Annotated in this window: 31 protein-coding genes; 16 read left to right on the plus strand and 15 right to left on the minus strand. The window is 70.9% G+C overall.

The window, feature by feature from the left end:
* Positions 1–86: 86 nt before the first annotated feature.
* Positions 87–920: an enoyl-CoA hydratase-related protein gene (locus tag JKJ07_RS10300; RefSeq protein WP_202991225.1), complete on the minus strand. Its 834-nt coding sequence runs from the start codon at positions 918–920 to the stop codon at positions 87–89.
* Positions 917–1,726 (minus strand): PaaX family transcriptional regulator, encoded by an 810-nt coding sequence (locus tag JKJ07_RS10305; RefSeq protein WP_202991226.1) that lies wholly within the window; start codon positions 1,724–1,726, stop codon positions 917–919. The genes JKJ07_RS10300 and JKJ07_RS10305 overlap by 4 nt, the downstream gene beginning before the upstream one ends.
* 257 nt (positions 1,727–1,983) lie before the next feature.
* Here JKJ07_RS10305 and JKJ07_RS10310 point away from each other — a divergent pair, with 257 nt between their 5' ends.
* Both JKJ07_RS10310 and JKJ07_RS10315 read left to right on the plus strand, forming a co-directional pair.
* Entirely contained in the window at positions 1,984–2,151 is a 168-nt protein-coding gene (locus JKJ07_RS10310; RefSeq protein ID WP_014694782.1) for a DUF3117 domain-containing protein, read from the plus strand.
* Between the two features lie 77 nt (positions 2,152–2,228).
* Positions 2,229–3,641 carry a leucyl aminopeptidase family protein gene (locus tag JKJ07_RS10315; protein ID WP_202991227.1) on the plus strand — a complete coding sequence of 471 codons (1,413 nt, stop codon included), beginning with the start codon at positions 2,229–2,231 and terminating at the stop codon, positions 3,639–3,641.
* Here JKJ07_RS10315 and JKJ07_RS10320 read toward each other — a convergent pair.
* A complete protein-coding gene (locus JKJ07_RS10320) occupies positions 3,631–4,239 on the minus strand; it encodes an O-methyltransferase (RefSeq protein WP_202991228.1) in 609 nt (202 codons plus the stop codon). The two genes, JKJ07_RS10315 and JKJ07_RS10320, sit on opposite strands and share 11 nt — an antisense overlap.
* 229 nt (positions 4,240–4,468) lie before the next feature.
* On the opposite strand from JKJ07_RS10320, the gene JKJ07_RS10325 reads away from it, so the two are divergent.
* Positions 4,469–5,746 carry a S1C family serine protease gene (locus tag JKJ07_RS10325; RefSeq protein ID WP_438871381.1) on the plus strand — a complete coding sequence of 426 codons (1,278 nt, stop codon included), beginning with the start codon at positions 4,469–4,471 and terminating at the stop codon, positions 5,744–5,746.
* A 66-nt stretch (positions 5,747–5,812) separates the two neighbouring features.
* Positions 5,813–6,235: a twin-arginine translocase TatA/TatE family subunit gene (locus tag JKJ07_RS10330; protein WP_202991230.1), complete on the plus strand. Its 423-nt coding sequence runs from the start codon at positions 5,813–5,815 to the stop codon at positions 6,233–6,235.
* Positions 6,236–6,239: 4 nt separating this feature from the next.
* Here JKJ07_RS10330 and JKJ07_RS10335 read toward each other — a convergent pair whose 3' ends face one another.
* From JKJ07_RS10335 to JKJ07_RS10345, 3 genes are read right to left on the minus strand one after another with little or no spacing between them, the layout of a single operon-like run.
* A complete protein-coding gene (locus JKJ07_RS10335) occupies positions 6,240–7,388 on the minus strand; it encodes an Mrp/NBP35 family ATP-binding protein (RefSeq protein WP_202991231.1) in 1,149 nt (382 codons plus the stop codon).
* Between the two features lie 21 nt (positions 7,389–7,409).
* Complete coding sequence (locus JKJ07_RS10340; RefSeq protein ID WP_202991232.1) at positions 7,410–7,955, minus strand: DUF1003 domain-containing protein; 546 nt, start codon at positions 7,953–7,955, stop codon at positions 7,410–7,412.
* Complete coding sequence (locus tag JKJ07_RS10345) at positions 7,952–9,235, minus strand: magnesium transporter MgtE N-terminal domain-containing protein (protein ID WP_202991233.1); 1,284 nt, start codon at positions 9,233–9,235, stop codon at positions 7,952–7,954. The genes JKJ07_RS10340 and JKJ07_RS10345 overlap by 4 nt, the downstream gene beginning before the upstream one ends.
* Positions 9,236–9,262: 27 nt before the next feature.
* Here JKJ07_RS10345 and JKJ07_RS10350 point away from each other — a divergent pair, with 27 nt between their 5' ends.
* Complete coding sequence (locus JKJ07_RS10350; protein WP_202991234.1) at positions 9,263–10,135, plus strand: PhzF family phenazine biosynthesis protein; 873 nt, start codon at positions 9,263–9,265, stop codon at positions 10,133–10,135.
* 370 nt (positions 10,136–10,505) lie between these two features.
* Here the strand turns inward: JKJ07_RS10350 and JKJ07_RS10355 are convergent, their stop codons facing one another.
* Both JKJ07_RS10355 and JKJ07_RS10360 read right to left on the minus strand, forming a co-directional pair.
* Positions 10,506–11,003: a hypothetical protein gene (locus JKJ07_RS10355; protein ID WP_202991235.1), complete on the minus strand. Its 498-nt coding sequence runs from the start codon at positions 11,001–11,003 to the stop codon at positions 10,506–10,508.
* Positions 11,000–11,716, minus strand: coding sequence for an HAD family hydrolase (locus tag JKJ07_RS10360; RefSeq protein ID WP_202991236.1), 717 nt, complete (start codon positions 11,714–11,716; stop codon positions 11,000–11,002). Before JKJ07_RS10360 ends, JKJ07_RS10355 begins: the two co-directional genes overlap by 4 nt.
* A gap of 136 nt (positions 11,717–11,852) precedes the next feature.
* Between JKJ07_RS10360 and JKJ07_RS10365 the strand changes: the two genes are divergently transcribed.
* The 3 genes from JKJ07_RS10365 to JKJ07_RS10375 all read left to right on the plus strand — a co-directional run bounded on the left by JKJ07_RS10365 (position 11,853) and on the right by JKJ07_RS10375 (position 14,553).
* Positions 11,853–12,776, plus strand: a complete 924-nt coding sequence (locus tag JKJ07_RS10365; protein ID WP_202991237.1) for a DMT family transporter — start codon at positions 11,853–11,855, stop codon at positions 12,774–12,776.
* Positions 12,777–13,008: 232 nt separating this feature from the next.
* Positions 13,009–13,614: a hypothetical protein gene (locus JKJ07_RS10370; protein WP_307834202.1), complete on the plus strand. Its 606-nt coding sequence runs from the start codon at positions 13,009–13,011 to the stop codon at positions 13,612–13,614.
* Positions 13,615–13,797: 183 nt separating this feature from the next.
* Positions 13,798–14,553 (plus strand): SDR family NAD(P)-dependent oxidoreductase, encoded by a 756-nt coding sequence (locus JKJ07_RS10375; protein WP_202991793.1) that lies wholly within the window; start codon positions 13,798–13,800, stop codon positions 14,551–14,553.
* A 50-nt stretch (positions 14,554–14,603) separates the two neighbouring features.
* On the opposite strand, the gene JKJ07_RS10380 is transcribed toward JKJ07_RS10375, so the two are convergent.
* From JKJ07_RS10380 to trxA, 4 genes are all read right to left on the minus strand, one after another.
* Entirely contained in the window at positions 14,604–15,107 is a 504-nt protein-coding gene (locus JKJ07_RS10380) for a DUF4190 domain-containing protein (protein ID WP_202991239.1), read from the minus strand.
* A gap of 129 nt (positions 15,108–15,236) precedes the next feature.
* A complete protein-coding gene (locus JKJ07_RS10385) occupies positions 15,237–15,644 on the minus strand; it encodes a CoA-binding protein (protein WP_202991240.1) in 408 nt (135 codons plus the stop codon).
* A gap of 24 nt (positions 15,645–15,668) precedes the next feature.
* A complete protein-coding gene (locus JKJ07_RS10390) occupies positions 15,669–17,609 on the minus strand; it encodes an intein-containing Rv2578c family radical SAM protein (protein WP_202991241.1) in 1,941 nt (646 codons plus the stop codon).
* Positions 17,610–17,722: 113 nt separating this feature from the next.
* On the minus strand, positions 17,723–18,085 hold the full coding sequence (gene trxA, locus JKJ07_RS10395) for a thioredoxin (RefSeq protein WP_202991242.1): 363 nt from the start codon (positions 18,083–18,085) through the stop codon (positions 17,723–17,725).
* 466 nt (positions 18,086–18,551) lie between these two features.
* Here trxA and JKJ07_RS10400 point away from each other — a divergent pair, with 466 nt between their 5' ends.
* The 7 genes from JKJ07_RS10400 to JKJ07_RS10430 all read left to right on the plus strand — a co-directional run bounded on the left by JKJ07_RS10400 (position 18,552) and on the right by JKJ07_RS10430 (position 23,636).
* Positions 18,552–19,184, plus strand: coding sequence for a TrmH family RNA methyltransferase (locus tag JKJ07_RS10400; RefSeq protein WP_202991243.1), 633 nt, complete (start codon positions 18,552–18,554; stop codon positions 19,182–19,184).
* An 81-nt stretch (positions 19,185–19,265) separates the two neighbouring features.
* Positions 19,266–19,928 carry a DUF6758 family protein gene (locus tag JKJ07_RS10405; protein ID WP_369076996.1) on the plus strand — a complete coding sequence of 221 codons (663 nt, stop codon included), beginning with the start codon at positions 19,266–19,268 and terminating at the stop codon, positions 19,926–19,928.
* A 132-nt stretch (positions 19,929–20,060) separates the two neighbouring features.
* Entirely contained in the window at positions 20,061–20,219 is a 159-nt protein-coding gene (locus tag JKJ07_RS10410) for a hypothetical protein (protein ID WP_166661190.1), read from the plus strand.
* 9 nt (positions 20,220–20,228) lie between these two features.
* Positions 20,229–21,113, plus strand: a complete 885-nt coding sequence (locus JKJ07_RS10415) for a PH domain-containing protein (protein ID WP_202991244.1) — start codon at positions 20,229–20,231, stop codon at positions 21,111–21,113.
* An 82-nt stretch (positions 21,114–21,195) separates the two neighbouring features.
* Positions 21,196–22,050 carry a PHP domain-containing protein gene (locus tag JKJ07_RS10420; RefSeq protein ID WP_202991245.1) on the plus strand — a complete coding sequence of 285 codons (855 nt, stop codon included), beginning with the start codon at positions 21,196–21,198 and terminating at the stop codon, positions 22,048–22,050.
* Between the two features lie 52 nt (positions 22,051–22,102).
* Positions 22,103–22,720 (plus strand): MarC family protein, encoded by a 618-nt coding sequence (locus tag JKJ07_RS10425; protein ID WP_202991246.1) that lies wholly within the window; start codon positions 22,103–22,105, stop codon positions 22,718–22,720.
* Between the two features lie 91 nt (positions 22,721–22,811).
* Positions 22,812–23,636, plus strand: coding sequence for a RecB family exonuclease (locus tag JKJ07_RS10430; protein WP_202991795.1), 825 nt, complete (start codon positions 22,812–22,814; stop codon positions 23,634–23,636).
* Between the two features lie 34 nt (positions 23,637–23,670).
* On the opposite strand, the gene JKJ07_RS10435 is transcribed toward JKJ07_RS10430, so the two are convergent.
* Positions 23,671–24,528, minus strand: coding sequence for an oxygenase MpaB family protein (locus JKJ07_RS10435; RefSeq protein ID WP_202991247.1), 858 nt, complete (start codon positions 24,526–24,528; stop codon positions 23,671–23,673).
* Positions 24,529–24,569: 41 nt separating this feature from the next.
* On the minus strand, positions 24,570–25,004 hold the full coding sequence (locus JKJ07_RS10440; RefSeq protein ID WP_202991248.1) for a Fur family transcriptional regulator: 435 nt from the start codon (positions 25,002–25,004) through the stop codon (positions 24,570–24,572).
* Between the two features lie 172 nt (positions 25,005–25,176).
* On the opposite strand from JKJ07_RS10440, the gene JKJ07_RS10445 reads away from it, so the two are divergent.
* Complete coding sequence (locus JKJ07_RS10445) at positions 25,177–25,653, plus strand: DUF2231 domain-containing protein (RefSeq protein WP_202991249.1); 477 nt, start codon at positions 25,177–25,179, stop codon at positions 25,651–25,653.
* Here the strand turns inward: JKJ07_RS10445 and JKJ07_RS10450 are convergent.
* Positions 25,650–25,970, minus strand: coding sequence for a translation initiation factor 2 (locus JKJ07_RS10450; protein ID WP_307834204.1), 321 nt, complete (start codon positions 25,968–25,970; stop codon positions 25,650–25,652). The two genes, JKJ07_RS10445 and JKJ07_RS10450, sit on opposite strands and share 4 nt — an antisense overlap.
* Positions 25,971–26,003: the final 33 nt, after the last annotated feature.

Here is a 26,003-nt window from a genome sequence, read left to right on the forward strand (position 1 = left end):
TGCGAGCCGAAGCCGCTCAGTGTGGGCCAGCCCGCTCGGTTTGTGAGTACTCACTCAACAAAGAAGCGAGACGCCCGCCGCAGGGGCTAGCGCCCCTCGAAGGCGGGCTTCTGCTTGTTCACAAAAGCGTCGACGGCAGCCTTGTGATCGGCCGTAGCGCCGCAGATGGCCTGTGCCTGGGCCTCAGCCGCCAGCGCGTCAGACAACGTCCCCGCGTCGCCGATGGAGAGCTCCCGCTTGATCGCCCCATAAGCGATAGTCGGCCCCGCAGCGAGCCGTGCCGCCAGTTCCTGGGCCGCCGGCAGCACCTGCTCGTCGTCGTCGGTCAGCTGGGAGAGCAGGCCGATCTCGTACGACCGCTGGGCCCGCACCGGCTCGGCCAGCAGCAGCAGTTCCAGCGCGCGGGCGTGCCCGACGATGCGTGGCAGCGACCACGAGACGCCGCTGTCGCCGGCCAGGCCCACGTTCGCGAAGGCCATCAGGAAGCTCGTCTTGGGTCCGCCGATCCGGAAGTCGGCCAGCAGCGCGAACGACGCCCCGGCCCCGGCCGCCGTGCCGCGCACCGCCGCCACCACGGGCTTGGGCATGCTGGCGAGCCGCTGGGCGATCGGGTTGTAGTGCACCCGTACGGTGTCCAGGTCGGTGCGCCCCGACTCGAGCTGCGCCGCGTGCTCGCGCAGATCTTGGCCCACGCAGAACGCCGTGCCCGCCCCGGCCAGCACGATCGCCCGGCACGACTTGTCGCTCTCGAGTGACGCCAGCGTGTCGCGCAGCGCCTCCTTGAGGTCGACGGTCAGGGCGTTCATGGCCTCGGGGCGGTTGAGCGTGAGCGTGACAACCGCGCCGGTGCGGTCGACAAGAAGAGGCTCTGCCTTTAGTCCGATCACGGGCGGCGGGTGGGGTGGTTGGACGGCAGTCATGTGTCCGAGAATCCCACACGTCCGCGAGCCACCGAGTGCAGGCATCGCTCCACATATCGATCAGCGGCGGGCCTCAGCCGGGTCGCGTGGCGATCGAAGAAGCCGGCCGCACTCGCACCCGGCCAGCGCGCCGGCAGCAGCGTGGCGGGCAGCTGAGGGTCGCGGAACAGGAACGAGCGCCAGGCGTGCACCAGGTGGAAGCGGGCCGCGTACGCCTCCTCGTCGCTGCTGCGGGCGTTCACCGACGTCACCACGGGCCGCAGGTCGGCCACGAAGTCCTCGTACGACCGGGCCAGCTCGGGCAGATCCCAGGCCCGCCCGACCACCTCGGCCGCCCCGGGCGATCCGGCCGCGTGGCTCGCGCTGAACCGTTCGTAGCCCACCCCGGCCTCGCGCAGCACCGCGTCCGCCTCCTCGGCCGGGCGGGGCGCCACCCACGCGTTCTCGCCGAGCGCGCCGTAGCCGAGGAACGCCAGCCGGCCCGCCTCGCGTTTGCCGAGCGGGCCGCGCAGCAGCACCAAATCGAACTTTCCGTCCCAGCTGACCCGGCCTGTCCGGTAGATCCGGGCCGACGCCTCGTCGAGCCGGCGCGCGGCCTTGGGGGTCAGCAGATAGCCCGGTCCGGAGACCAATCGCATGGGGTGCAGCCACCCTTGACGCACCATCCGGGACACCGCCGTACGCACCGCGGGCGGCGCTATGCCGAGCGGCGCAAGCAGTCTGACCAGGGCCGCAACGGGTGCCCGCCCGCCTCGGGGGCGGAGATAGTCGCCGTACAGGTCGAAGAGTGCCGACCGCGCCTGCATGACCGCACATTGTGACAGCCCGAAAGGCGATATGCTAGACGCTGTCACATCCGCCCGGGCTGGGTTTGGGTTCGCCGGTGTTCATCAGGGAAAATGTTTGATCGGCACGGTGGGCCGGGGCGCGTCAGCACGCGCGAAGGCCCTCGGCCGCCGGTCGGAAACGAGGTACGGGCGCCGTGTGGGGCTGAGCACACGGCGTAAGAAGTGGCTGTGGGGAAACCCACCGACACCCTGATGTAGGTCTGAGGGGAGACAAGATGGCGGCGATGAAGCCGCGGACGGGCGATGGTCCGCTGGAGGTCACCAAGGAGGGTCGGGGCATCGTCATGCGTGTCCCGCTGGAAGGTGGTGGCCGTCTCGTCGTTGAGATGACTCCGGACGAGGCCAGCGCGCTGGGTGACGCGTTGAAGTCGATCGCCGGCTGACGTTTCACGCGAGCCCGCCGGTACGGTACCGCCCGGACCGGCGGGCTTTCCACGTCTTCGAGAAAGGTCATTCTCTCGTGTATTCGATCCGGTTGACCGACCACCTCGACGACGCCCTGACCCGCATCGTGCCGATCGGTGCGCCGGGTCCACTGTCGCACCCCGACGGCACTCTGGGTGCCGAGATCGCCGCACTGGCCGATCCGGACCAGCCGGCCGGTGCCGTGCAGATACTTCCCCGCCCGCTCACCACCCCGGCCAAGGTGCTGCTGGTGCATGTCGGCGCGGGTGACGAGGCCGGTTGGCGAGCGGCCGGTGCGGCCGCCGCGCGTGCCCTCGACGGCGACGAGCAGGCCCAGTTCCACCTCGGTGCGGCGGCCTCGGCCGATTCCGTACGGGGTGTGGCCGAGGGCCTGTGGCTCGGCGGCTACCGCTATCGCGACGGCCGCGAGGAACCCCGTACGGCCGGCGCCGCTCTCGTCGTGGACGACCCTTCGGCGTACGGGGAAAGCTTGACCTCGGCCGAGGTGGCGGCGCGCGCGACGTGGCTCGCCCGCGACCTCACCAACGCCCCGCCCTCGCTCAAGAACCCGGATTGGGTCGCCGAGGAGGTCAGCGGGGCCGCGGCCAAACGCCCCGGCCTCGAGGTCCGCGTGCGAGCCGGTGACGAGCTGGCCCGGTTCGGCGGCCTGCGGGCGGTCGGCGGCGGCTCCCGGTTCCGGCCCTGCCTGGTCGAGATGGTGTGGAACCCGCCCGGCGCGACCACCCACGTGGTGCTGGTCGGCAAGGGCATCACGTTCGACAGCGGCGGCATCTCGATCAAGACGCGCGACGGCATGAAGCTGATGAAGATCGACATGGCCGGCGCGGCCGCGGTGGCCGCGGCCACGCTCGCCGCCGCCGACCTGGGTCTGCCCGTGCGCGTCACAACCCTGCTGCCGCTGGCCGAGAACGCCGTCAGCGGCGCCGCGTACCGCCCCGGCGACGTGATCACCCACTACGACGGCACCACCAGCGAGTCGACCAACTCGGACGCCGAGGGCCGCCTGGTGCTGGCCGACGCGCTGGCCTACGCCGCGGCCGAACTCGCGCCGGACGTGCTGATCGACCTGGCCACCCTCACCGGCGCGGCCAAGGTCGCCCTCGGTTCGAGCATCGCGCCCCTCTACGGCGACAGCGACGAGCTAACCGCCGCGCTGCTGACGGCGGGCCGCGCGGCCGGCGAGGAGATGTGGCGGATGCCGCTGCACGGCGACTACCGCGAGCTGTTGCGCAGCGACGTGGCCGACCGGCACAGCTCGCCCACCCACGGCGGCGGCATGGCGGCGCTGTTCCTGCGTGACTTCACGGGCCCGCTGGCCGGTCGCTGGGCCCACATCGACATGGCCGCGACCTGCTGGAGCGAGACCTCCGAGCTCGAGCTGACCCGCGGCGCGACCGGCTGGGGCGTACGGACCCTGATTCGTTACCTGAGCGCCGTCAGCGCTTGACGGCGGCCAGCAGGCCCGCGCCCGACGGCACGATCGCCGGGATCCACTCCTCCGACTCCCGCACCGCCCGTACGGTCTCGCGGACCGTCAGCGTGTCGACGTCGCGCGCGGCCGGGTCGCTGATCCGGCCGCCCGCCATCGCGCCGTTGACCAGCAGCACCCCGCCCGGCCGGAGCAGGCGCAGGGCGGCCTCGGCGCAGGCACCGAACTCGGTCGCGTCGGCGTCGACGAAGACCAGGTCGTACGCGCCGTCGGCCAGCCGGGGCAGCACGTCGAGCGCGCGGCCCGTGATGATCCGGGTGCGCGAGGCGGCGAAGCCGGCCTCGGCGAAGATGCGCCGGGCGATCCGCTGATGCTCGTTCTCGACGTCGATCGTGGTGAGCACGCCGTCGGCCCGCATGCCCCGCAGCAGCCAGACGCCGCTCACCCCGGCTCCCGTGCCGATCTCGACCACCGCCTTGGCGCTGCCGGCCGCGGCGAGCAGGCGCAGCACCGACCCCGCGGCCGGGGTGACGCTGTCGAGGCCGAGCTCGTGCGCGAGGCTGCGCGCGGTCTGCAGGACCACGTCCTCGTCGGCATACACCTCGGCGAACTGCATGGCCTGGCCTGTCGACGGGCCGATCGGACGGGCTGGCGGGACGATGACGACCTCCGGGGCGTTTGCGGACGCGCGTGGATTCAGCCGCGCACATCGGATAAGAGAGTAGAGGGAACTGCCGAGGGGATGCACCGGGCCGTCGATGCATAAACGGGCCGGGGCAGGGCGTCGCCCGGGATCCGTGTCATTCTGGAGTGGGATCCGGGAGGAACTGAGTGGAGGCACCGACGTGACCGACGGCTGGAATGCTCGGCCCCTTCCGCCGCCCGCCCACGGTCAGCCCCTGCCACCTGCGGGCGGTCCGCCCCAGCCGGGCTCGCCGTGGTGGTCCGACGCGCTCGCCGACCCGTGGCGCGACCCGTACGCGCCGACCGCCGTCGTGGTGCAGAATCCGGGCGCCTCGGCCGGGCCGGTGCCCGAGGCCGTCCCCGACCCCGACGCCCCCCGCCGGTCCTTCACCCCGATCCTGGTCATCTGCCTGGTCACGGCCCTGCTGGCGGGTGGTCTGGGCGGCACGCTGGGCTTCCTTTTCGCCGTCAAGAGCGGCTACGGAAACGGCGGCGGAGGCACCGCGCTGGGGTCCACCCCGCAGGACCCGCCGGCCGCCGCGAACCGGGCGCCCGACTCGCTCGCCGGGATCGCCGCCAAGGTGCTCCCGAGCGTGGTCACCGTGCGCGTCACGGGTGCGATCGGCACCGGGTTCGTGGTCTCCGGCGACGGCTACGTGGTCACCAACGACCACGTCGTGGAGGGCGCCGACGACACCATGTCGGTGGTCTTCAGCGACGGCTCCACCGCCCCGGCCAAGCTGGTCGGCCGCGATCCGCAGTCCGACGTGGCTGTGATCAAGGTCGCCAAGTCCGGCCTGCCCGCGGTGGCGATCGGGGACTCGGACGCGATCGCGGTCGGTGACCCGGTGCTCGCGTTCGGCTCACCGCTGGCGCTGCGCAACACGGTGACGTACGGGATCGTCAGCGCGGTCGACCGCACGATCGAGGCCGGCGACGCGGGCACGACCCGGTATTACGCGGCCATCCAGACCGACGCCGCGGTCAACCAGGGCAACTCCGGTGGTCCGCTGGTCAATGCGGCCGGCCAGGTCATCGGGGTCAACTCGGTGATCCGCTCGGTCGGCGGCAACGAGACCGAGGCCGGCAACATCGGCCTGGCCTTCGCGATCCCGATCAACCAGGCCGAACGCGTGGCGGTCGACATCATCGACCACGGCAAGGCCCGCCGTACGGTGATCGGCGCCGAGGTGGTCACCGGCGGCACCAGCACGTCGGGGGCCCGGCTGCGCTCGGTCGAGCCGGCCGGCCCGGCCGCCGCCGCCGGCATGAAGTCCGGTGACGTGGTCACCAAGCTCGACGGCCACGTGCTCGAGGACGGCACCGACCTGATCGCCCTGGTCCGCAAGTACGACCCGGGCGCCACGGTCTCGGTGGAGTACCGTCGCGGGACGAAGACGGAAACAGCCTCGGTGACCCTGGTCGCCGACTCCAACTGATCGCCGTCCGGACCGCCAAGTGTCACCTCGTGTGCGTAGGCTTGGCACCGGACCTGGGGAGGCCACATGTTCGAGAATTTGAACTGGTGGGAGATCGGCGCGCTGCTCATGCTGGCGCTGCTGATCTTCGGTGAGCGGCTTCCCAAGGTGATCGGCGACGGCCTGCGCATGCTGCGCGGCCTGCGGGCCATGGCGCAAAACGCGACCAGCGACCTCAACCGTGAGCTCGGCACCGACCTTCAGCTGCAGGATCTGCACCCCAAGGCGTTCATCCGCAAGCACCTGATCAGCGAGGAGGACGAGGCGGCGATCCGCAAGCCGCTGCAGGGCCTGCTCGACGACGTGAAGCAGGACCTGAACGGGGTGAAGACCGACCTCACCGAGGTCGCCGCGGCCGCCGACATCAAGAACACCAGCAACAGCACGCCGTCGGACAAGCCGGCCACGGCGGTCGCGCCGAGGCAGAAGTTCGACCTCGACGCGACCTGAGCGCTCAGCGCCGGGTGTTGACCATCAGGCCGAGCGGCTTGCCGACCAGCGACTCGCGGCGCACGGCCAGCTTGTCGGCCACGGCGTCGAGGGCCTTGGCGGCCGGCGCGTCGGGGGTGGCCAGCACGATCGGGTCGCCGGCGTCGCCCGCCTCACGCACGCGGGTGTCGAGCGGCACCTGACCCAGCAGCGGCACCGAGGCGCCCACCGTGGTGGTCAGCGAGTCGGCCACGGCCTGCCCGCCGCCCGCGCCGAAGACCTCCATGCGCGAGCCGTCGGGCAGCTCCAGCCACGACATGTTCTCGACCACGCCGACCAGGCGCTGGTGGGTCTGCAGGGCGATCGCGCCGGCCCGCTCGGCCACCTCGGCGGCGGCGGTCTGCGGGGTGGTGACGACCAGGATCTCCGCGTTGGGCAGGAGCTGGGCCAGCGAGATGGCCACGTCGCCCGTGCCCGGGGGCAGGTCGAGCAGCAGCACGTCGAGGTCGCCCCAGTAGACGTCGGCCAGGAACTGCTGCAGCGCGCGGTGCAGCATCGGGCCGCGCCACACGACCGCGGCGTTGCCGGCCGTGAACATGCCGATCGAGATCACCTTCACGCCGTGCGACTGCGGCGGCATGATCATGTCTTCGACCCGGGTCGGCCGGCCGTCCACGCCCAGCATGCGGGGCACCGAGTGGCCGTAGATGTCCGCGTCGATCACGCCGACCGAGAGCCCGCGCTTGGCCAGGGCCGCGGCCAGGTTGACGGTCACGCTCGACTTGCCGACCCCGCCCTTGCCGCTGGCCACCGCATAGACCCTCGTACGCGAGCCGGGCTGGGCGAACGGGATGACCGGCTCGGCCGTGCCGCTGCCGCCGCGCAGGGTCTCCTGCAGGGCCTTGCGCTGCTCTTCGTCCATCACGCCGAAATCGACGCTGACCGACGTGATGCCGGGGATCTTGGTGAGGGCGGCGGTGATGTCGGAGTTGAGCTTGTCGCGCAGCGGGCAACCGGCCACGGTCAGCAGCAGCTCGACCCGGACCGTGCCTTCGGCGACGGTGAAGCCCTTGACCATGCCGAGGTCGGTGATCGGGCGGCGGATCTCGGGGTCGTCGACGGTGGCCAGCGCGGCCTGGATCGCGTCCTCGATGGTGGAGGCGGGTGCGGACATGATGCCCATGCTACGTCGGGGCTATCGGCGATCCTCGTCCCAGTCCTTGCGATCCTCCTCCCAGTCCGTACGGGCTCTTTTCTCCCGCCGGTGCGCGGCTTCGTCCAGCTCGTCGGCCAGCCGGGCCAGCTCGGACCGCAGGAAGTCGCGGGTCGCCACCTCGCCCAGCGCGATCCGCAGCGACGCGATCTCGCGGGCCAGATATTCGGTGTCCGCCTTCTGCATCGCGGCCCGCCGGCGGTCCTCCTCCATGGCCAGGCGGTCGCGGTCGGTCTGGCGATTCTGCGCGAGCAGGATCAGCGGCGCGGCGTACGACGCCTGCAACGACAAGATCAAGGTCAGGAACGTGAACGTGTACGGGTCGAAACGCAGATTCGCCGGCGCGAGAGTGTTCCAGCCGAACCAGGCCGCGATCACCAGCGTCATCCACACGATGAACTGGGCCGTGCCCATGTAGCGCGCGATGCTCTCGGACCAGCGGCCGAACGACTCCGGGTCGAAGCGGGGCAGCCGCACCCTGCCCGGCTCGACGGGCTGGTCCAGGCGGTCGCGGCGGGGCTCGGTCACAGCGTGACCTCGCTGCTCTCGGACTCGTGCAGGTCACGGTCGCGCCAGTCTCGGGGCAGCGAGTGGTCGAGCACGTCGTCGACGGTCACCGCGCCCACCAGGCGGCGCGACGAGTCGATCACGGGCATCGCGACCAGGTCGTACGTGGCCATCTGTTTGATGATCTCGGCGAGCGTGGTCTCGGGGCGCAGCGGCTCGAGGTCGTTGTCGATGATGCCGCCCAGAATCGACGACGGGGGCTCGCGCAGCAGCCGCTGGAAATGCACCATGCCCAGGTATTTCCCGCTCGGCGTGGCCGACGGCGCACGCGCCACGAACACCTGTGCGGCGACCACCGGCGACAGCTCGGGCTCGCGGATGCGGGCCAACGCCTCGGCCACCGTGGTGTCGGGGGTCAGGATCACCGGCTCCGAGGTCATGACGCTGCCCGCCGTGCCCGGGCGATAGTTCATCAGCTGCCGCACCGGGGCGGCCTCCTCGGGCTCCATCAGATCGAGCAGCACGGCCTGCTCGGCCTTGGGCAGCTCGCCGAGCAGGTCGGCGGCGTCGTCCGGGTCCATCCGCTCGAGCACGTCGGCGGCGCGTTCCCGATCGAGCCGGACGAGGATCTCGACCTGGTCGTGCTCGGGCAGCTCCTCCAGCACGTCGGCCAGCGTGCGGTCGCTCAGCGCCACGGCGACCTCGTTGCGCCGGGCGTCGGGCAGATCCTGCAGCGCGTTCGCCATGTCGGCCGGCTTCATCTGCTCGAGCAGGGCCAGCAAGTTGGAGGTGCCCTGGGTGTCGGTCGGGCCGATCAGGCCGCGAACCCGGTCGTAATCGGCCTGGAAGACGTGGCCGCGCCGGGCCAGCCGGCCGGTGTGCTCCCGTACGGCGATCCGGGTCACCAGGTATTCGTTGTTGCGGTTGAGCTCGGTGCCGATGTCGACCACCGCGCCGGTCGTGCCCGGCCCGTCGCCGTCGTCGGGCACCACCGTCACCCGCCGGTCCAGCAGATCCTCGACCAGCAGCAGCTCGTTGGGCCGCTTCTCGAACCGGCGCAGGTTGAGCGAGCCGCTGGCCAGCACGACCCCCTCGGCGTCCATCGACGTCACCCGGCCGATCGGCAGGAAGATGCGCCGGCGCAGCGCCATCTCGGCCACCAGCCCGACCACCTGCGGGGGCCGGTTCGTGGTGCGAAGGCGTACGACTGCGTCGCGGACCCGCCCGACCCGGTCACCGTTGGGGTCGAAGACAGGCAACCCGGCGAGCCGGGCCAGATAAACCCTCGTCCCCATGGTCACGGCTCCAGCCTAGGTTAGGGTCCGGACATGTCAGGAGTGGCGTACGAGATCGTCGACGTATTCACAGATCGGCCGTTCGCGGGGAATCCACTCGCCGTGGTCTACGACGCCACCGATCTGGCCACCGACCAGATGTATACCCTGGCCCGCGAGTTCAACCTGGCCGAGACCGTTTTCGTGCTGCCGCCGACCGCTCCCACGGCCACCTACCGGGCCCGCATCTTCACGCCCGAGGGCGAGCTCCCGTTCGCCGGCCACCCGACAGTCGGCGCCGCGGTCACCTCGATGCGGCGCGGCCTGTTTTCACCGGGACAGGTGGTTCAGGAGTGCGGCGCGGGCCTGCTGCCGATCACCGTGACCCCCGGCGGCTCGGCCACGGTCACCGGCGGCACACCCCGGCTGGGCCCGCCGCTCGACCCCACGCAGCTGCTCGCCATCGCCGGCCTGACCTCCGACGATTTCTCGGGCGCCCCGCCGCGGTCGGCCGGCTGTGGTCTCGACTGGACATTCCTTCCCGTACGCCGTGAGGCCCTCGCCGACATCGAGATCGACACTCCCGCGGCCCGCCGCGCCGGCCTCACGGGGCTGTCCGTGTTCGCCTGGTCCGAGTCGACGTCGGAGGCCCACGCCCGGGTCTTCTGCCCCGGTGCGGCCGTCCCCGAAGACCCGGCCACCGGTTCGGCCGCGCTCGGCCTGGGCGTGTGGCTGGTCGCCGCCGGATGGCTGCCCGCCGACGGCACCTCGTCCTACCGCGTGCACCAGGGCCACGAGATGAAGCGCCCGTCCCTGCTGGACTGCACCGTGACGGCCGCCGCCGGCTCCGCCACCCAGGCCACCGTCACCGGCCACGCCGTCCCGATCGCCACCGGCACCATCATCGTGCCGCCCTTCATCGGCTGAAGATCGATTCACCCCTGTTGCTGAAGATTCTTTCCCCTGGAGTGCCCACCACCACCCCCGGCCACCCAGGGGCGCTGTCGGGGTGACCCTACGGGGTGTCAAGCTGACGGGGTTGAGTTGTCCACAGGAGGCGCTCGGCGCGGTTTCGAGCTCGCGGAGATATCCACAGGCGATCGCCGGCCGTTGTGCCAATCTGCGACGCGCCTGAACGCGCTTATTAGCGTGGAGTAGTTGTCAGCGCCGTTCAGCGTGGCGCTGGGGTCAGTGCCGCTCAACGCGATGCGCGTGTTAGCGCTGCTCAACGCGGACGCGGGTGTCAGCGCCGTTCAGCGTTGCGTTGGGGCCAGTGCCGCTCACCGCGACGCAGCTGTTAGCGCCGCTTCACCCGATGCAGCCGGAACGGGCGGCGGGTCTCCACCCGGGCCGGCGTCTCCCGAGGCTCGGCCGCTCCCGACTCGACCGGCAGGTTCGGCCGCTCGGTCACCGGCTGGTCGACCACCGGGGTCAGCCGCACGACCACGCACCCCGTCGACGCCCAGCGGGCCGCCACTTCGTCGGCCGTCCCCGAGGCGTTCAGCCGCTTGGCCGCCAGCTGCGGCGCCACCGAAGCCCACTCGTCGGTGCCCGGGGCGATCCGGGCCACCACGGCCTCGGTGATCACGATGAGGCCGCCGTTGTCGCCGCGGAGGCGTACGGTGGCCCGGGTTGTCTCGGCCAGACCCGGCGCGAACTGCTCACCCGGGCCGCTGACCACGATCAGCGTGCCGTCGAGGGGCAGCACCCACAGGGCCAGGGCCGGCCCGTCGCCGACGGAGATCCAGGCCAGCGCGGCCTTCTTGAGCGCCTCGTCGAGCACCGCGGAAGTCACGGGGCAATCTTAAGCGGCCGTGCGATGCGGGCGTGGTCGACGAGCCCGACCACCTCGGTGAGCGACCGGACCGTACGGCCGGCGAAGTTGGTGTCGGCGTCGAAGACCAGGTGGTTGACCAGGTCGGGGGCGGCCAGGCGAACCGGGGTCATGCCCACCGCGGCGGCGCCGGTCAGCTCGTGACTGCCGCCGTCACCCACATACAGGCACTCGCTCGGGGGCACGTCGAGCTGCTCGCAGGCGGCCAGGTAGATGCGCGGATCGGGCTTGCAGACCCCCAGCCGTACGGAATAGATAGTCGCGTCGAGCAGGGGAGCGACCGGCAGGCTGGGCAGGAACGCCGGCAGCTCGTGCGTGCAGTCGCTGATCAGGGCGGTGCTCAGACCGCGCCGCTTGATCGCCGCGAGCGCGCTGACCGCGTCGGCGCGCAACCGGGTGTCGGCCTTGAGGGCGTCGACGCGCAACGGCACGCCGGCTCGCACCTGATCCGTACGGGGGTGTCCACCGGCCTGCTCGATCACCCACCGTAGGGTGGCCTCGGCGGACCCGTAACGTCCTCGCGCGCGGGCCCGGAACGTGCGGTCCAGCACCCCGCGGACCGCCTCGGGATCGGCGCCGAGCGACCGGGCGATCTCCGCGTGCTGGGGTCCCCGTTGGACAGATCGAGTCAGGGTGCCGAAAAAATCGAACACGACCGCACGGTATGCGGGCATGGCAAAACGCCTCCCGGGGCATCGAGGGGGATGAAAAGGGCGGCAAACCTCGGTGACTGTAGCGACAGCATTACTTTCCGTTCAATAGGGGTTCGCAAACTGTGGTGCAGAAGTCCGCAAGAAGCGACGGCCGGGGATGAATGAGCGCTCATCGCGCCATCGCGCCGGTTTACCGACGGCCCTCGCGCTGATCGTCGCGGTCCTCGCCGTCTCGTCCTCGGCCTCGCTGATCGTCTACGCGGCCGCTCCCGCCCTGGCCATCGCGTTCTGGCGCAACGCGCTGGCCACGGTCGTGCTGACCCCCATCACGTACGGGCCCCGGCGCGCCGAGATTCTCGGTTCCACCCGCCGTACGAGGCTCTTCGCCGTGCTCGCCGGCCTCGCGCTCGCCGCCCACTTCGCCACCTGGATGCCCAGCGTGCAGCTCGGCTCGGTGGCCACGGCGGCCGCCCTGGTCGCGACCCAGCCGGTCTGGCAGGGCCTGATCGCGGCCGCCCAGGGTCGCCGGCCGTCGCTGTCGGGCTGGATCGGCATCGGGCTGGCGGTGGCCGGCGCCGCCTGGGCCACGGGCGCCGACATCGGCGTCTCCGGTCAGGCCGTCTTCGCCGACGTGCTGGCCCTGCTGGGCGGCATCTTCGCCGCGATCTACACCGCCCTCGGCGAGCGGTCCCGCACCGAGTTGAGCACGACGACATACACGTGGATCTGCTACGGCACCTGCGCCGTCATCCTGGCCGGGGTCTGCCTGGCTGCCGGGCTCCCGCTGGCCGGCTACGACAACCGCACCTGGCTGGCGATCCTGGCCCTCGTCGCGGGTGCCCAGTTGCTGGGTCACTCGATGTTCAGCTACGCCCTCCAGCGCACCTCGGCCACCACTGTCAGCGTGCTCGGGCTGCTGGAGGTTCCGGGCGCTGCGCTGCTGGCCTGGGCCTGGCTCGGTCAGGAACCGCGGGCGGCCGCCCTGCCCGGCATCGCGCTCCTGATGGCCGGGGTGGCCGTTTTCATTCTCGGCGCGACCAGGGCCGGCCGCCCCGCCGTCGACCCGTCACTCACCGACTGAACCCGACCCCGCCCAGCCACCTCCTCCCGGCGCCGCCCCTCGCCGGCCGTCACCCCTCCCAGCCGCGGCCCCTCCCGGCCGCCACCCCTCCCGGCCACCCAGCTCTGCGCCGGGCGTTTTGGGCGTTTCGTTCGTTGAGTCCTGCGGGCGCTCGCCTGGCGGGCTTCGCCCGGGCGCGGTAGAGAGGGGGAATGCGATGTACGGCTCTCGATTCCGAATCGGTTGTCTCCTGGTGCTCGGGGCGGTTCTCGTGATCGGCGGCTGCGCCGACCCGGCCGGCGAGCGGCCCGCCGACGGCCCCGGCCTGACCGGCGGCTGGAGCACCGCGGGCTGCGAGTTCCTGCGCCTGCCGGAGCACATGGCGGTCGCCGGGGTGGCCATGCCGGTCACGCCGGCCAAGCTCGAGGCCGCGATGGACCGCATCGACCGGGCGGGCCGGGCCGAGTTCGCCACCAGCTACGCCGGCCTCGAGGTCGACCAGGAGAACGCGCGCGCCATCGTGCACCGGGTGCCGTCGGCGGCCTTCGACGATTACATCCGCCGGGCCGCCGAGGACACCTGCATCGTCGTCCGGGACGCCGCCCACCCGGCCACCGACCTGGCCGTCTGGCACGACCGGGTGCTGGCCGACCTCGACTTCTGGACCCACAGCGGCGTCCGTATCGTCTCGGTCGGGGCCCGCCACGACGGCGCCGGGGTCGAGATCGGCACGCAGGATCTCGATCGGGCCCGCACCGAGCTGCCCGCCCGCTACGGCCCCGAGGCCCCGCTGCTCTTCATCCAAGAAGCCCCGGTACGCCCGTTGGCCAACCCGACCGCCACTCCGCGCGTCGACTGAGCCGAGGTTCCACCGGCCGGGGTCGGCTCTTCGGCGCGAAACGCCTGGTTGACGTGCGGATTGGCGTCCCTCCGGGTCGTCCGGTGGATCCGGGCTGAGAGGATGTGCCGGGGAACGCCGGAAGACGCTGTGAGGTGAGGGGTCGAGGTGGAGGCTGAGGAGCCGCAGGAAGCGCCGGTCACGATGCGACTGGACGGCAAGGTCGCCCTGGTCACGGGCGCGGGCAGCCCGGACGGGATCGGCTACGCGACGGCCCGCCGGCTGCGTGACCTCGGGGCGCGGGTGGCGATCGTCTCGACCACGCGGCGCATCCACGAGCGCGCCGCCGAACTGGGCATCACCGGGTTCGTCGCCGATCTGACCGACGAGGCCGAGGTGGGCGCGCTGGCCGACGCCGTCTCCGATCACCTGGGCGACGTCGAGGTGCTGGTCAACAACGCCGGCCTGACCAGCCGGGCCAGTCCCGAGATTCTCCGGCCGGTCGCCCAGCTCACGTACGACGAGTGGAAGTCCGAGATCGACCGGAACCTGAGCACGGCCTTCCTGTGCAGCCGGGCCTTCCAGGGCGGCATGGCCGAGCAGGGCTGGGGCCGCATCGTGAACCTGTCGGCGACGGCCGGCCCGGTCAACGCGCTGCCGACCGAGGCGGCGTACGCGGCGGCCAAGGCGGGCGTGGTCGGCCTGACCCGGGCGCTCGCGATGGAGCTGGTCGCCGACGGCGTGACTGTCAACTGCGTGGCGCCGGGCACGATCTACACCGCCGCGTCCACGGTCACCGAGATCAAGCAGGGCCTGGGCACGCCGATCGGCCGTCCCGGCGCGCCCGACGAGGTAGCCGCGGCGATCGCGTTCCTCTGCTCGCCGGCCGCCTCCTACATCACCGGTCAGATGCTGGTCGTCGACGGCGGCAACAGCGTCCGCGAGGCCGAGTTCCGCTGAGCCCGCCCCGCGGCCGGCTGGTCATTTGACCGGCCGGCCGCGGTGGGCGGTTACGGGCTCGTGCTCGAGTTGACCGCGAAGACGATCGCGATCACGTAGAACGCGCAGACCAGGACGCCGAGGCCGGTGAAGATGTAGCCCAGCCAGAGGCCGGCCGTGGCCAGGCCGTCGCCCTGCTCGCCGGTCTGGCGGATCTGCTTCTTCGAGATGTGGCCCATCACGATCGCGGCCGGGGCGAACACGAACGCGAACACCAGCGCCAGGATGGCCATCGTGTTGGTCGTGGCCACCACCGGCGCGGCGTAGGGCTGGCCGTAGCCGGGCTGCCCGTACGGCTGGCCGCCCTTATAAGCGTCCTGCCCGTAGACGGGCGGCGGCTGACCGTACGGCTGGCCGCTCGAGGGCGCACCGTACGGCTGGCCGCTGGACGGCTGACCGTAGGGCTGCCCGCTCGACGGCTCGGCCGAATACGGCGTCGTCGGGTCGTACGGCTGCTGCCCGTAGGGCTGCTGGGGCTGGTATGGATCCGGTGTGCCACCGGGTGGATAAGTCATCAGGTCCTCCTCGTTCCCCGGCACGGTACTAGCCGGGACGCAGCGGAGGACACGATAGGTGGACGTGTCCGCAGGTTGCGACGGTAATCGGACTGATCCTGCCCGATCCCGCGCCGCGCGGGCGCCCGCCTAGGTGAGCTTGCTGAGGCTGCCCACCGCGCGCTCGACGGCGAGGCAGCGGTCCTCGACGTAGTCGATCCCGGCCTCCTCGGCGATCCGCCGCGCCTCGGCCGACACGATTCCGCTCTGCAGCCAGACCGCGGGCGCCTTGATCGCGACCGCCTGCCGGACCACCTCGACCGCGTCGTGCGCCGGGCGGAAGATGTCGACCAGGTCGATCGGCTCGCCGATGTCGGCCAGCGTCGCCACCGTCGGGACCCCGAACACCTCGTCGACGAACGGGTTGACCGGGATGATCCGCCAGCCGTGCCGGAGCATCTGCAGCGGCACGGTGTGGGCCGGCTTGAACGGGTCGCGCGACGCGCCGACCACGGCGATGACGTTGGCCTCCGCCAGGATCTGCTGTGCATCCCTCATGTGATCGACTGTAGTCACGGTTTCTCACAACAGCGTCAACTGGCGATCATCGTCGGGCTCGGGGGCCGGGGCCACGGTGCGCGCCTCGCCCGGCTCGGCCCGGTGCAGGCCGTGCCGGCGGGCCGCCATGCGCACCCGCGCGGTGACCTCGCGCTGGTAGGTCTGTGGCGCGTAGGACCCGTTGCCGTAGAGCTCGCGATAGCGCGGCGCCAGATCGGGCCGGGTGCTGGTGAGCCACGCGGCATACCACTCCCGGGCGCCGGGGCGCAGATGCAGCGGGAGCGCGGTGACGCTGGTGGCGCCGGCGGCCGCGATCGCCGCGACGGTCTCGTCGATCGACTCGTCGGTGTCGGTGAGGCCGGGCAGGATCGGCGCCATCAGCACGCCGACGGCGAACCCGGCGTCGGTCAGCCGGCGAACCGCGTCGAGCCGGCGGCGCGGGCTGGGGGTGCCCGACTCGACGGCCCGCCAGACCTGCTCGTCGAGGAAGCCGACGGAGAACGACAGCCCGACCCGGGTGACCTCGGCCGCCTGGGTCAGCAGCTCGAGGTCGCGCAGGATCAGCGTGCCCTTGGTGAGGATCGAGAACGGGTTGGCGTGGTCGCGCAGGGCGGCCAGGATCTCGGGCATCAGCCGATAGCGGCCCTCGGCGCGCTGATAGACGTCGACGTTGGTGCCCATGGCGATGTGTGCGCCCCGCCACCGCGGCGCGGCCAGCTCGCGGCGGATCAGCTCGCCCGCGTTGACCTTGACGACGATCTTGGTGTCGAAGTCGTGGCCGGAGTCGAGGTCGAGATAGCTGTGGGTGTGCCGGGCGAAGCAGTTGTGGCTGACCACGCCGTCGGCGATGAAGTCGCCAGTGCCGGTGGAGATGTCGAACAGCGGCAGGGTGAGCCCGAGATCCTCGATGTCGACCACGGCGAGCTGGCGGCCGGCCCGCACGCCGACGCCCGAGGCGTCGAGCGGGGCACCGTCGATGCCGGTGAGATGCCGGAAGCGCAGCGCGGCCCACAGGTCGCGGTCGATCTCGACCGTGCCGGTGCCACCGCCACCCCGGACGCGGACGGGCGTGCGACTGGGTAGACCGAGATAGGTCAGCGCGGCGGTGACCCGGGACAGGAACAGCCGGTCGCCGCTGGTGAAGCTGATCGCCAGGCGGTCGGCCGTGCCCACGGCCCCGAAGGCGCCGGCCAGAAAGCCCCTGTACCACCCCGTGGTGGGCAGGTCGGGCCAGCGCAGCGCCTCGTGCAGGCGGACGTCGTCGAGATAGCCGTCGGCCCGGACCCAGGCGTCGCCCTCGCGGGACTGCGGGGCCGCGCCCTCGCCCCGGCCGGCGTCGCCCCGGATCAGGCCGCACAGGAAGCCCGCCCGATAGTCGGGGGACTCCTTGGGCGGCTCGGCGAAGTGGCCGACGCCGAACATGAGGTCGCCCACGGCGAGCGCGGGCTGGTGGGGCTCGGCCGGGCTGACGTGGCGCCAGCCGCGGTCGGTGAGGAACCGGTGGTCGCCGCTGGAGACCAGGCGGGTGCCGTCGGCCAGGGTGACCCGGAAGGCGGCCTTGGTGGTCGACCACTGGTCGAGCACCGTGGTGGGCACGTAGCGCCGGGTGGAGCCGGCGCCCATCGTGCCCATGATGGCGTCACCCTTACGCAGATCGGCCAGCCGTCGGGTGGTGCCGTCGGCCATCAGGATCGGGGTGTCGCCCGACAGGCAATACGCACAGGCGTGGGAGCAGCCGCGATAGGGATTGATGGTCCACTCGAACGGCACCCGGGACGCGCCCGGCACGCGATTGATCAGGCTCTTCGCCTGGATCTCGTAGAACGTCATGCCGGCGAAGCCGGGGGTGTCGAACGTGCGGACAGCGGCGCCGGGCAGCGCCAACGGCAGGGGTGGAGCCGCCGGCGCTGCCCTGTCGAGGAGCGAGCCGCCGTCGGAAGGGGCCGACAGGTTGGACCATCGCATGGCGAAGAGTCGAACACATGTTCGATCCGGTTGTCCAGTCAGGTGTGGCGTGTCGCCCCGGGCATGCGAAAGGCCCGCGAACCGAACCGGTTCGCGGGCCTCTGACCAGGAAGCTAGTGGCTGTGAGCCGCGAGCTGCTGGCGCACCTCGTCCATGTCGAGCTTCTCCACCTGCTCGATCAGGTTTTCCAGGGCCGACTCGGGAAGAGCGCCGGGCTGGGAGAAGACGATGACGCCGTCGCGGACGGCCATGATCGTCGGGATCGAGCGAATGTCGAACTTCGCGGCGAGCGCCTGCTCGGCCTCGGTGTCGACCTTGCCGAAGGTGATGCCCTCGTGCTTCTCGGACGACCGCTCGTAGGTCGGAGCGAAGCGGACGCACGGCCCGCACCAGCTTGCCCAGAAGTCCACCAGGACGATGCCGTCCTTGCCGGTGACCTCGTCGAAGTTCTCAGCGGTCAGCGCAACCGTCGCCATGATGTCTCCGTCCACGGGAAATTGGCTTTCGTGCGATGAAACCCATAGTTCACGTCAGCAATTCCCGCTTCAGGGCCGGGCGACACGTGGTCTGGAGCACCAAATCGAGACACCGAGTGGGGCTTGGGCAACCCATCGTAACGATTAGTGAGCAGACTGCTCTCGATTACCGAGCAAGTTGTGACGTCCGTTTTGCGCTGGAGAATCCGGACATGGCCGTGAAGGGCGGACGGTACCGCCAATGACCTCGGCGATCCTTCCTGCCGAGGGTAATAGGAAAGAATGTTAAATGTGACCTGAGTCACTGGCGAATTTCCTTCACATGCATACGCAGGGTGAGGCAGACTCTCGTGCAACAGAGCGTGGGCGGCGGGTGCCGGGGAGGGCCCCGCCGCTCATTGCGTCTCCCCCGTTCTCAACACGGGGGCGAACCAGCGGCGTGCGGGGCTGGGTAGCGTAACCGCCCATGATTGCCGCTGAGGACGAGTCCGCCGAGGTCGGCGTCGGGCCGTGGACCGGTGACCCGCCCGACGACCCGCGCTACGACCCTGAGCTGCTCGCGGGGGGCGATCGCCGAAACGTCGTCGACCGCTACCGCTACTGGAGCCGCGAGGCGGTCGTCGCCGATCTGGACACCCGCCGCCACGACTTCCACGTCGCCATCGAGAACTGGCAGCACGACTTCAACATCGGCACCGTGGTGCGCAACGCCAACGCCTTTCTGGCCGCCGAGGTGCACATCGTGGGGCTGCGGCGGTGGAACAGGCGCGGCGCCATGGTCACGGACCGTTACCAGCACGTGCGGCACCACCCGACGATCGAGGAGTTCGTCGCCTGGGCCACCGGGCTCGACCTGCCGGTGATCGGGATCGACAACCTGCCGGGCTCGCGGCCGATGGAGACGACCACCCTGCCGAGGCGGTGCGTCCTGCTCTTCGGCCAGGAGGGCCCGGGGCTGTCCGAGCCGGCCCGGGCGGCGTGTGCCGAGTTGTTCTCGATCGCCCAGTACGGCTCGACCCGGTCGATCAACGCGGGCGTGGCCAGCGGCATCGCGATGCACGCCTGGATCCGCGCGCACGCGGGACCCCCGCCCGGGTGAATCTTGCTGATAGGCCCGGGTTCTGCGGATTCGCTTGACGCGGCCTCGCGCGGGCCGCACGGTAAGAGCGTGGGTGTCACAGTGAGTTGCCCCAGATGTGGTGCACAGGTGCGCAAGCCCGACCTGATGCACAGCGAATGGCGGTGTGACAACTGCGGCGATGTCCCGCCGTTCCACGTCGCGGAGCACATCAACGCCGACATCGTCGACAGCATGCTGCGCCGCCAGCCGGCCCCCGGGGCGGGAGTGCCGTTCTGGTGCCCGTGGCCGTTGCCCGCGGGGTGGATGGTCACCGGTGTCGGCTGGGCGGGTGACGACCGCCGCGGCGTCCGGGCGGCCGCGCTCGCCTGCAGCGGCCCCGAGCCCCTGGGTGGTGGGCCCGCCGATGTCGTGCTGATCGCCGAGCAACCCGGCGTCGGCCTCGGCACCAGGTTCGCCGGCATCCCCGGCATCGATCCGGGTCACCTGATCGCCGAGGCGCTCGCCGACGGTAACGGGCACCCGGGTCCACATGCCAAGATCAAAGCGGCCGGCCACCCCACTCCACTGTGGTGCGTCAAGTCCCCGGAGGATCGAAGCGCATACGTGAGTGAGGCGAAAGGAATGTGGCTCTATGCGATAGCCTGGCCCGCAAGCGCGGGCTACTTCCTCGCGGAGCATGTCGTCCTGCACGACCTCTCCGAGGGGCTGCCGCCCGAGCTCGTGTACGGAGCGCCGTCGCCGTACCTGCAGGGCAAGGCCTAGCCAAGTTGGGCCCTGACCTGCGGGAATGGAATCGGCTTTTCGGCCACAATGTTCACACCGAGCGACGAAGCTGATACCGTCAGTACTGCCGCGGCGCTGACCGTCACCCGCACCCACAGGAGAAGGCCCGCCATGATCAAGAAGGTTCTGACCTGGCTTGGTATCGCGTTCTTGATCTTTTTCATCGCCTTCAACCCGAACTCGGCAGCGTCGGTGTTCGAGTCACTCGGAGGCACGATCGCCGATATTGCCCGAGGCTTCGGCACGTTCTTCACCAACCTCGTCGCTTAGCATCACCACATGGGTGGTCCAGCTGAGCCGCACGAGCCTCGAGGCGAGGGCGCCGGTCGTCCTCGGGACGACGACGAGAACTTCGGGTACAACGACCCGGCGTTCGATGAGGACCCCGATCGTGCACGGCGGCGCCGGCCCTATTCGGACGGCCCTGGCTTCAATCCGGACGCCGGCTTCAACCCGGACGCCGGTTACTCGGAAGATGCGGGCTACGCGCGGGACACCGGCTATCGCGCCGGTTACGACGACACCGCCGACGAGTACGAGCCGCCCATCTTCACCGAGGAAGAGCTCGAGGGCCTGGGTCCCGAGGGTGGCGGCGGCGGACCGCGCCGCGTGCTCCCGCTCGAGGACGAACCGACCACTCTGGTCGCTCGCTATCTCTTCCCCACCGAGCGCTATCGCGGCGAGTGGAAGCGGCACTGGATCCACCTGACCACGCCGCTGGGCATCGGGGCGGGCGCCACCCTCCTCCTCGGCTATCTGGCCGGCTTCCTCACCCGGCAGAACATCAACGGCCTGGTCACCGCGGCCGTCCTGATCTGGCTCGGCGTGATCAGCTGGGTCGCCTGGAAAGTCTTCGACTGGTATTTCGACCGCTTCATCCTGACCAACAAACGGGTCATGGTGGTCAACGGCATCATCACCCGCCGGGTCGCCATGATGCCCCTGCTGCGGGTCACCGACATGAAATACGAGCAGTCCGCGCTGGGCCGCATGCTCAGCTACGGCACGTTCGTGCTCGAGTCGGCCGGTCAGGATCAGGCGCTGCGCGAGGTCAAGCACCTGCCCAACCCCAACGAGCTCTACTTGCGCGTGGTCGAGGAGATGTACGAGCCGCAGGCGGTCGAGGCGCGTCTCGGCAAGGACAGCGACGGCGACGACGCTTGACGGGCGTACGGGAACGGGGTTGTGACGCAGGGATCGTCGCGCCCGGCAGCAACGGGTGGCGCGAGGCCGGTAGCGTTTTGCGGTGACCCGAATCGACCTGCACTGCCATTCCACGGCCAGCGACGGCACCCTCACCCCTGCCGAGCTGGTCAAGGCGGGCGCCGCGGCCGGTCTCGACGTCATGGCGATAACCGACCACGACACCACCGGCGGCTGGCAGGCCGCGGCCGACGCCCGGCCCGAGGGTCTGCGGCTGGTGCGCGGGGCCGAGCTGTCCTGCCGGTGGCACGGCGCCGAGGAATGGCCGATCGCGCTGCACATGCTGGCCTACCTGTTCGACCCGGCCGAGCCGCGCCTCGCCGGTGACCTGGCCCGCCTGCGTACGGATCGGGAACAGCGGGCCGAGAAGATCGTGCGCAAGCTGGCCGCCGACGGCGTCCCGATCACGTGGGACGAGGTCTTCGGCTACGCCCGGGGCGGCTCGGTCGGGCGGCCGCACATCGCGCAGGCCCTGATCCGGGCGGGACTCGTGCGCACCACCAACGAGGCGTTCGCCTCCCGCTGGCTGGGCGCGCGCTACTTCGTACCGAAAGCAGATCTTGATGTTTTCGAGGCCGTGCGAGCAGTGCGTGCGGCCGGGGGCGTGGCCGTTTTCGCCCACCCCCGAGCCACCGTACGAGGGAGGGTCGTGCCGGATCGGTTGATCGTCGAGCTGGCCGAGGCGGGGATGTTCGGGCTCGAGGCCGACCACGAGGACCACTCGCCGGCCGAGCGGGAACACGTGCGCGCGCTCGCCGGCGACCTCGGGCTCGTGGTCACCGGATCGTCCGACTTCCACGGGACGCACAAGACCGTCCAACTGGGTGACTTCACGACCGACCCCGAGGCGTACGAGAAAATCGTGTCGGCCGCCACCGGCGTCCCCGTCCTGGGGTGACTCTGGACGCACCCGACTGCGATCGAGCGGGTGCGGCACCTACCTTGATCGGGTGAATCTCAAGCTGCTCGGCGAGGTCTTCGTGACCTTGCTGGTCATTGTCGACCCGCCCGGCATGGTGCCGGTGTTCCTCGCCCTGACCGGCACGATGGACGGCCGCGCCCGGATGAAGGCGGGCACGCAGGCCGTCCTGCTCGCGCTCGGGGTGATCGTCGGGTTCGCGGTGGCCGGGCAGACCCTGCTCGACTATCTGCACGTGGAGCTGCCGGCCCTGCAGGGCGCGGGTGGTCTGCTGCTCATCCTGGTGGCGTTGCAGCTGCTCACCGGCAAGGCCGACGAGCCGTCCGACCAGGGCGGCACCACCAACGTGGCGCTCGTGCCCATCGGCACGCCGCTGCTGGCCGGGCCGGGTGCGATCGTGGCGACGATGCTGTTCGTGCAGCGGGCCGAGAGCGCCGACGAATACCTGGTCATCGGCATCGGGATCCTGCTGGTCATGCTGGCCGTGTGGCTCGTGCTGCGGTTCTCCGGAGTGATCGTCAAGCTGCTCCGGCCGGCCGGCATCGAGGTGCTCACCCGCATCGCCGGCCTGCTGCTGGCGGCCATCGCGGTGCAGCTGATCGCCGACGCGATCGACGCTTTCGTCCAGCTTTACATCAACGCGCCCTGACGGCGTTTTTGTCGTACCCGGCTGGCAGGATTGCTTCGTGCCCCCCACCAAGTCCCGCGGAGCGGTCCCCGAGCAACTCGGCTTCGACGGCATGCCCGAGCGGCTCTTCGTGTGCACGCCGAGCAAGCTCGGGGCGTTCGAGGACTGCCCGCGTCGCTATCGCTATTCCTACGTCGACCGTCCCTCGCCGCCCAAGGGCCCGCCCTGGGCGCACAATTCGCTGGGCGCGAGCGTCCACACGGCTTTGAAGAACTGGTATGCGCTGCCCGCCGACCGGCGCGAGCCCGAGGCGCTGCCGGGGCTGCTCAAGGCCACGTGGGTCCGCGAGGGCTATCGCGACGTCGAGCAGGAACGGGTGGCCTATCGGGCGGCGCTGCGCTGGCTCGAGACGTACGTGCGGGGTCTTGATCCGCTCGACGAGCCGCTCGGGGTGGAACGGGTCGTGGCCACCAAGACGTCGGTGCTGGCGTTCAACGGCCGGGCCGACCGGATCGACGCGCGCCAGGGTCCCGACGGTCCCGAGGCGGTGATCGTCGACTACAAGACCGGCCGCTCCGGGCTCGACGCCGACGACGCGCGGGGGTCGCAGGCGCTGGCGCTCTATGCGTATGCGGCTCAGCGGGTCTTCCGCCGCCCGAGCTATCGGGTCGAGCTGCACCATCTGCCGACCGGCACGGTCGCGTCGCACGAGCACACCGAGGAGTCGCTGGCCCGCAAGGTGAGCCGGGCGGAAGACACGGCCCGCGACATCATGGCTGCCGAACGAGCGGTGGCGGCCGGCGCCGATCCCGACGCCGAGTTCCCGACCAATCCGGGGGCGCTCTGCTCATGGTGCGACTTCCGCCGGTCGTGCCCGGCGGGTCAGGAGGCTCCCGCCAAAGACCAGTGGGAGTCGGTCAACCACCTGACGGTCTGACCCGCGACCCCCTTTTTGTTCTCGGCCGGCCCCGCTAGCCCTCCGCGACTCCGGCTCGTTCGAGTGCTGCCTTGCGGATGGGAGGGACGCGGTATTTGCTCGGGAGTGAGCTGATCACCGTGTCGAGCAGCAGGCGCAGGCCGCGTGCCGAAAGGTTCGCCGTCAGGTCGGTGGTGGGCCACCCCGGCCCGCCGTAGAGGCGCCGGGCCCACGACGGGAGCAGGCCGATCGCGGTGCTCGCCACGCCCAGGTAGGCCCAGCGGGTGGGGCCGAGGGTGAGACCCAGGCGCAGGGCGGCCGGTCCCCAGTCGGGTGCGGGCGGCACGGTGAGAAACAGGGCCGTCTCGGCGCCCTCCTTGGTGAGGGTCAGGCCGGGGCGCATCTCGTCGTAATACGTGGCCACCTCGGCGGCCGTGCCGGGCACCGTCGCGGGGTCGAGACCGACGAGTTCGGCCGCTTTGAGCTGCTCGGTGTAATACCGGTCGATCTCGTCGGGCGTCAGCTTCACGCCGGCCCTGGTCGCGGTGTCGAGGAACGATTCGACCTCGGCCACGTGCACCCAGCGGAGCAGGTCGGGCTCGTCGATGCGGAACTTCTCGCCCGTACGGGGGTCTGTGGCAGTCATGTGGGAGTGGATGCGGCGCAGGCGGCTCGCGGCCCGCTCGACCTGCTCGGTCGTGCCGTAGATGACCGTGGCGACGTATTCGGAGGTGCGGTTGAGGCGGCCCCACGGGTCGGAGCGGTAGCCCGAATTCTGCGCGACCCCGGCGACGGCCTGCGGGTGCAGCGCCTGCAGATAGAGCGAGCGGAGGCCGCCCAGCAACAGGATCGGTTCGCGATGAAGTTTCCAGGTGACCGAATCCGGCCCGAACAGCCCGACGTCGACGCTCATACTTCCAGCGTGCCACGCTCGGAGCGCAAAGTTGAACTCGTTCAGGTAGTTGTTTCCGCCGCCCGCCGGCTCTGGCAGGCCGGACACAGGCCCCAGAACGTGACCTCGGCCTCGTCGAGCTCGAAGCCGTGCGAGCCGGCCGGGGTCAGGCAGGGGCGGTCGCCCACCGCGCAGTCGACGTCGGCGATCTCGCCACAACCCCGGCAGACGATGTGGTGGTGGTTGTCGCCGACCCGGGCCTCATAACGGGCGGGGCTGCCGGCCGGCTCGAGGCGGCGGGCCAGCCCGGCCCGCGACAGGGCGCCGAGAACGTCGTAGATGGCCTGGGTCGACACCGAGTCGAGGCGGGTGCGGGCCCGGGTCGCGATGTCCTCGACCTCGAGATGCCCGCCCTCGGCCAAGATCTCCAGCACGGCGAGACGTGGCTTGGTGACCCGAAGGCCGTGCTCACGCAGCAGGTCCTCACCGTTCGACATCGGTCCATGACAGCACGGAACCGGCGATTCCCCAACTCCCCGCCTTCGGTTCGACAAGATCGGGTGCTAGTTGAACCGGGTCGTCCCGACAGGCGTATGCGCAGGCAGAAAGATGCTTGCGTCGTCAGATATCTCTAAGCTGGCGGCCCGAACCAGTTCCTGAGGAGGCGTCGTGTTCGACCAGATCAACGGCCTGCCGGTGCACGCGCTCGTGCTGCACGCCGCTGTCATTTTCGTCCCGCTGCTCGCGCTGGGGGCAGTGGTCTACGCGCTGGTTCCCCGCTGGCGGCCCAAGCTGGGCTGGGCGCTCGTGCTGCTGGCGATCGCCGCGCCCGCATCCGCTTTTGTGGCGAAGGCCTCAGGCACGCAGCTCTACAACCGCCTGCTCGACCAGGGCATGAGCGGGCCCGGCAAGGAGATCCTCGACGACCACATGGGCTTCGGCACCCTCACCGCGTGGTTCGCGCTCGCGCTCGGCGTGGTGAGCCTCGTGATGGTGGCGCTCACGTGGCGTCGTGGCGGCGGCCGGCTCCCGATGATCGGCGAGGTCGGCGCGGCCGTCGTGCTGATCGTGCTGGCGGCGCTGTCGGGCTACTACGTCTTTAAGACCGGTGACTCGGGGGCGACCGCGGTGTGGGGCTCCTACTAAAAGATCATCCGGGCGCAGAGCAGGCACAACAGGATCAGGGCGATCGCGCCCGCGACCAGGCCCACCCCGTACGTGACCGTGCGGGCGGAGCCCTCGGCGTTGTCGAGAGCGTCCTGATCCTGCGCCGGCAGGCTGCGCGGCGGCGGCGGATGCGCGATCGTCGGCGGCCGCCAGTTCGGCGACGGGCGGGCGGTGCGCGGCGGCCCCGGATAGTCGTGGCCCGGCTCGGGCTTGGCCGGCGGGGGAACGGGCTCAGCGGAATCGGGATCCGGTCGTTGCCAGTACGCGTCGTCCGGGACGCCGGTGGGGGAGCTCACGTTCACCGACGGTACAGCCGAAGGGGGAAGACT

Source organism: Paractinoplanes lichenicola, assembly GCF_016785085.1.
Lineage (GTDB): Bacteria > Actinomycetota > Actinomycetes > Mycobacteriales > Micromonosporaceae > Actinoplanes > Actinoplanes lichenicola.

What these genes read in the sequence shown, in the direction of transcription:
- JKJ07_RS10300 (WP_202991225.1), bottom strand. Translation starts at nt 920, where the DNA reads ATGACTGCCGTCCAACCACCCCACCCGCCGCCCGTGATCGGACTAAAG.
- JKJ07_RS10305 (WP_202991226.1), bottom strand. Translation starts at nt 1,726, where the DNA reads ATGCAGGCGCGGTCGGCACTCTTCGACCTGTACGGCGACTATCTCCGC.
- JKJ07_RS10310 (WP_014694782.1), top strand. Translation starts at nt 1,984, where the DNA reads ATGGCGGCGATGAAGCCGCGGACGGGCGATGGTCCGCTGGAGGTCACC.
- JKJ07_RS10320 (WP_202991228.1), bottom strand. Translation starts at nt 4,239, where the DNA reads ATGCAGTTCGCCGAGGTGTATGCCGACGAGGACGTGGTCCTGCAGACC.
- JKJ07_RS10330 (WP_202991230.1), top strand. Translation starts at nt 5,813, where the DNA reads ATGTTCGAGAATTTGAACTGGTGGGAGATCGGCGCGCTGCTCATGCTG.
- JKJ07_RS10335 (WP_202991231.1), bottom strand. Translation starts at nt 7,388, where the DNA reads ATGTCCGCACCCGCCTCCACCATCGAGGACGCGATCCAGGCCGCGCTG.
- JKJ07_RS10350 (WP_202991234.1), top strand. Translation starts at nt 9,263, where the DNA reads ATGTCAGGAGTGGCGTACGAGATCGTCGACGTATTCACAGATCGGCCG.
- JKJ07_RS10360 (WP_202991236.1), bottom strand. Translation starts at nt 11,716, where the DNA reads ATGCCCGCATACCGTGCGGTCGTGTTCGATTTTTTCGGCACCCTGACT.
- JKJ07_RS10365 (WP_202991237.1), top strand. Translation starts at nt 11,853, where the DNA reads ATGAATGAGCGCTCATCGCGCCATCGCGCCGGTTTACCGACGGCCCTC.
- JKJ07_RS10375 (WP_202991793.1), top strand. Translation starts at nt 13,798, where the DNA reads ATGCGACTGGACGGCAAGGTCGCCCTGGTCACGGGCGCGGGCAGCCCG.
- JKJ07_RS10380 (WP_202991239.1), bottom strand. Translation starts at nt 15,107, where the DNA reads ATGACTTATCCACCCGGTGGCACACCGGATCCATACCAGCCCCAGCAG.
- JKJ07_RS10385 (WP_202991240.1), bottom strand. Translation starts at nt 15,644, where the DNA reads ATGAGGGATGCACAGCAGATCCTGGCGGAGGCCAACGTCATCGCCGTG.
- JKJ07_RS10390 (WP_202991241.1), bottom strand. Translation starts at nt 17,609, where the DNA reads ATGCGATGGTCCAACCTGTCGGCCCCTTCCGACGGCGGCTCGCTCCTC.
- trxA (WP_202991242.1), bottom strand. Translation starts at nt 18,085, where the DNA reads ATGGCGACGGTTGCGCTGACCGCTGAGAACTTCGACGAGGTCACCGGC.
- JKJ07_RS10400 (WP_202991243.1), top strand. Translation starts at nt 18,552, where the DNA reads ATGATTGCCGCTGAGGACGAGTCCGCCGAGGTCGGCGTCGGGCCGTGG.
- JKJ07_RS10410 (WP_166661190.1), top strand. Translation starts at nt 20,061, where the DNA reads ATGATCAAGAAGGTTCTGACCTGGCTTGGTATCGCGTTCTTGATCTTT.
- JKJ07_RS10415 (WP_202991244.1), top strand. Translation starts at nt 20,229, where the DNA reads ATGGGTGGTCCAGCTGAGCCGCACGAGCCTCGAGGCGAGGGCGCCGGT.
- JKJ07_RS10430 (WP_202991795.1), top strand. Translation starts at nt 22,812, where the DNA reads ATGCCCGAGCGGCTCTTCGTGTGCACGCCGAGCAAGCTCGGGGCGTTC.
- JKJ07_RS10435 (WP_202991247.1), bottom strand. Translation starts at nt 24,528, where the DNA reads ATGAGCGTCGACGTCGGGCTGTTCGGGCCGGATTCGGTCACCTGGAAA.
- JKJ07_RS10440 (WP_202991248.1), bottom strand. Translation starts at nt 25,004, where the DNA reads ATGTCGAACGGTGAGGACCTGCTGCGTGAGCACGGCCTTCGGGTCACC.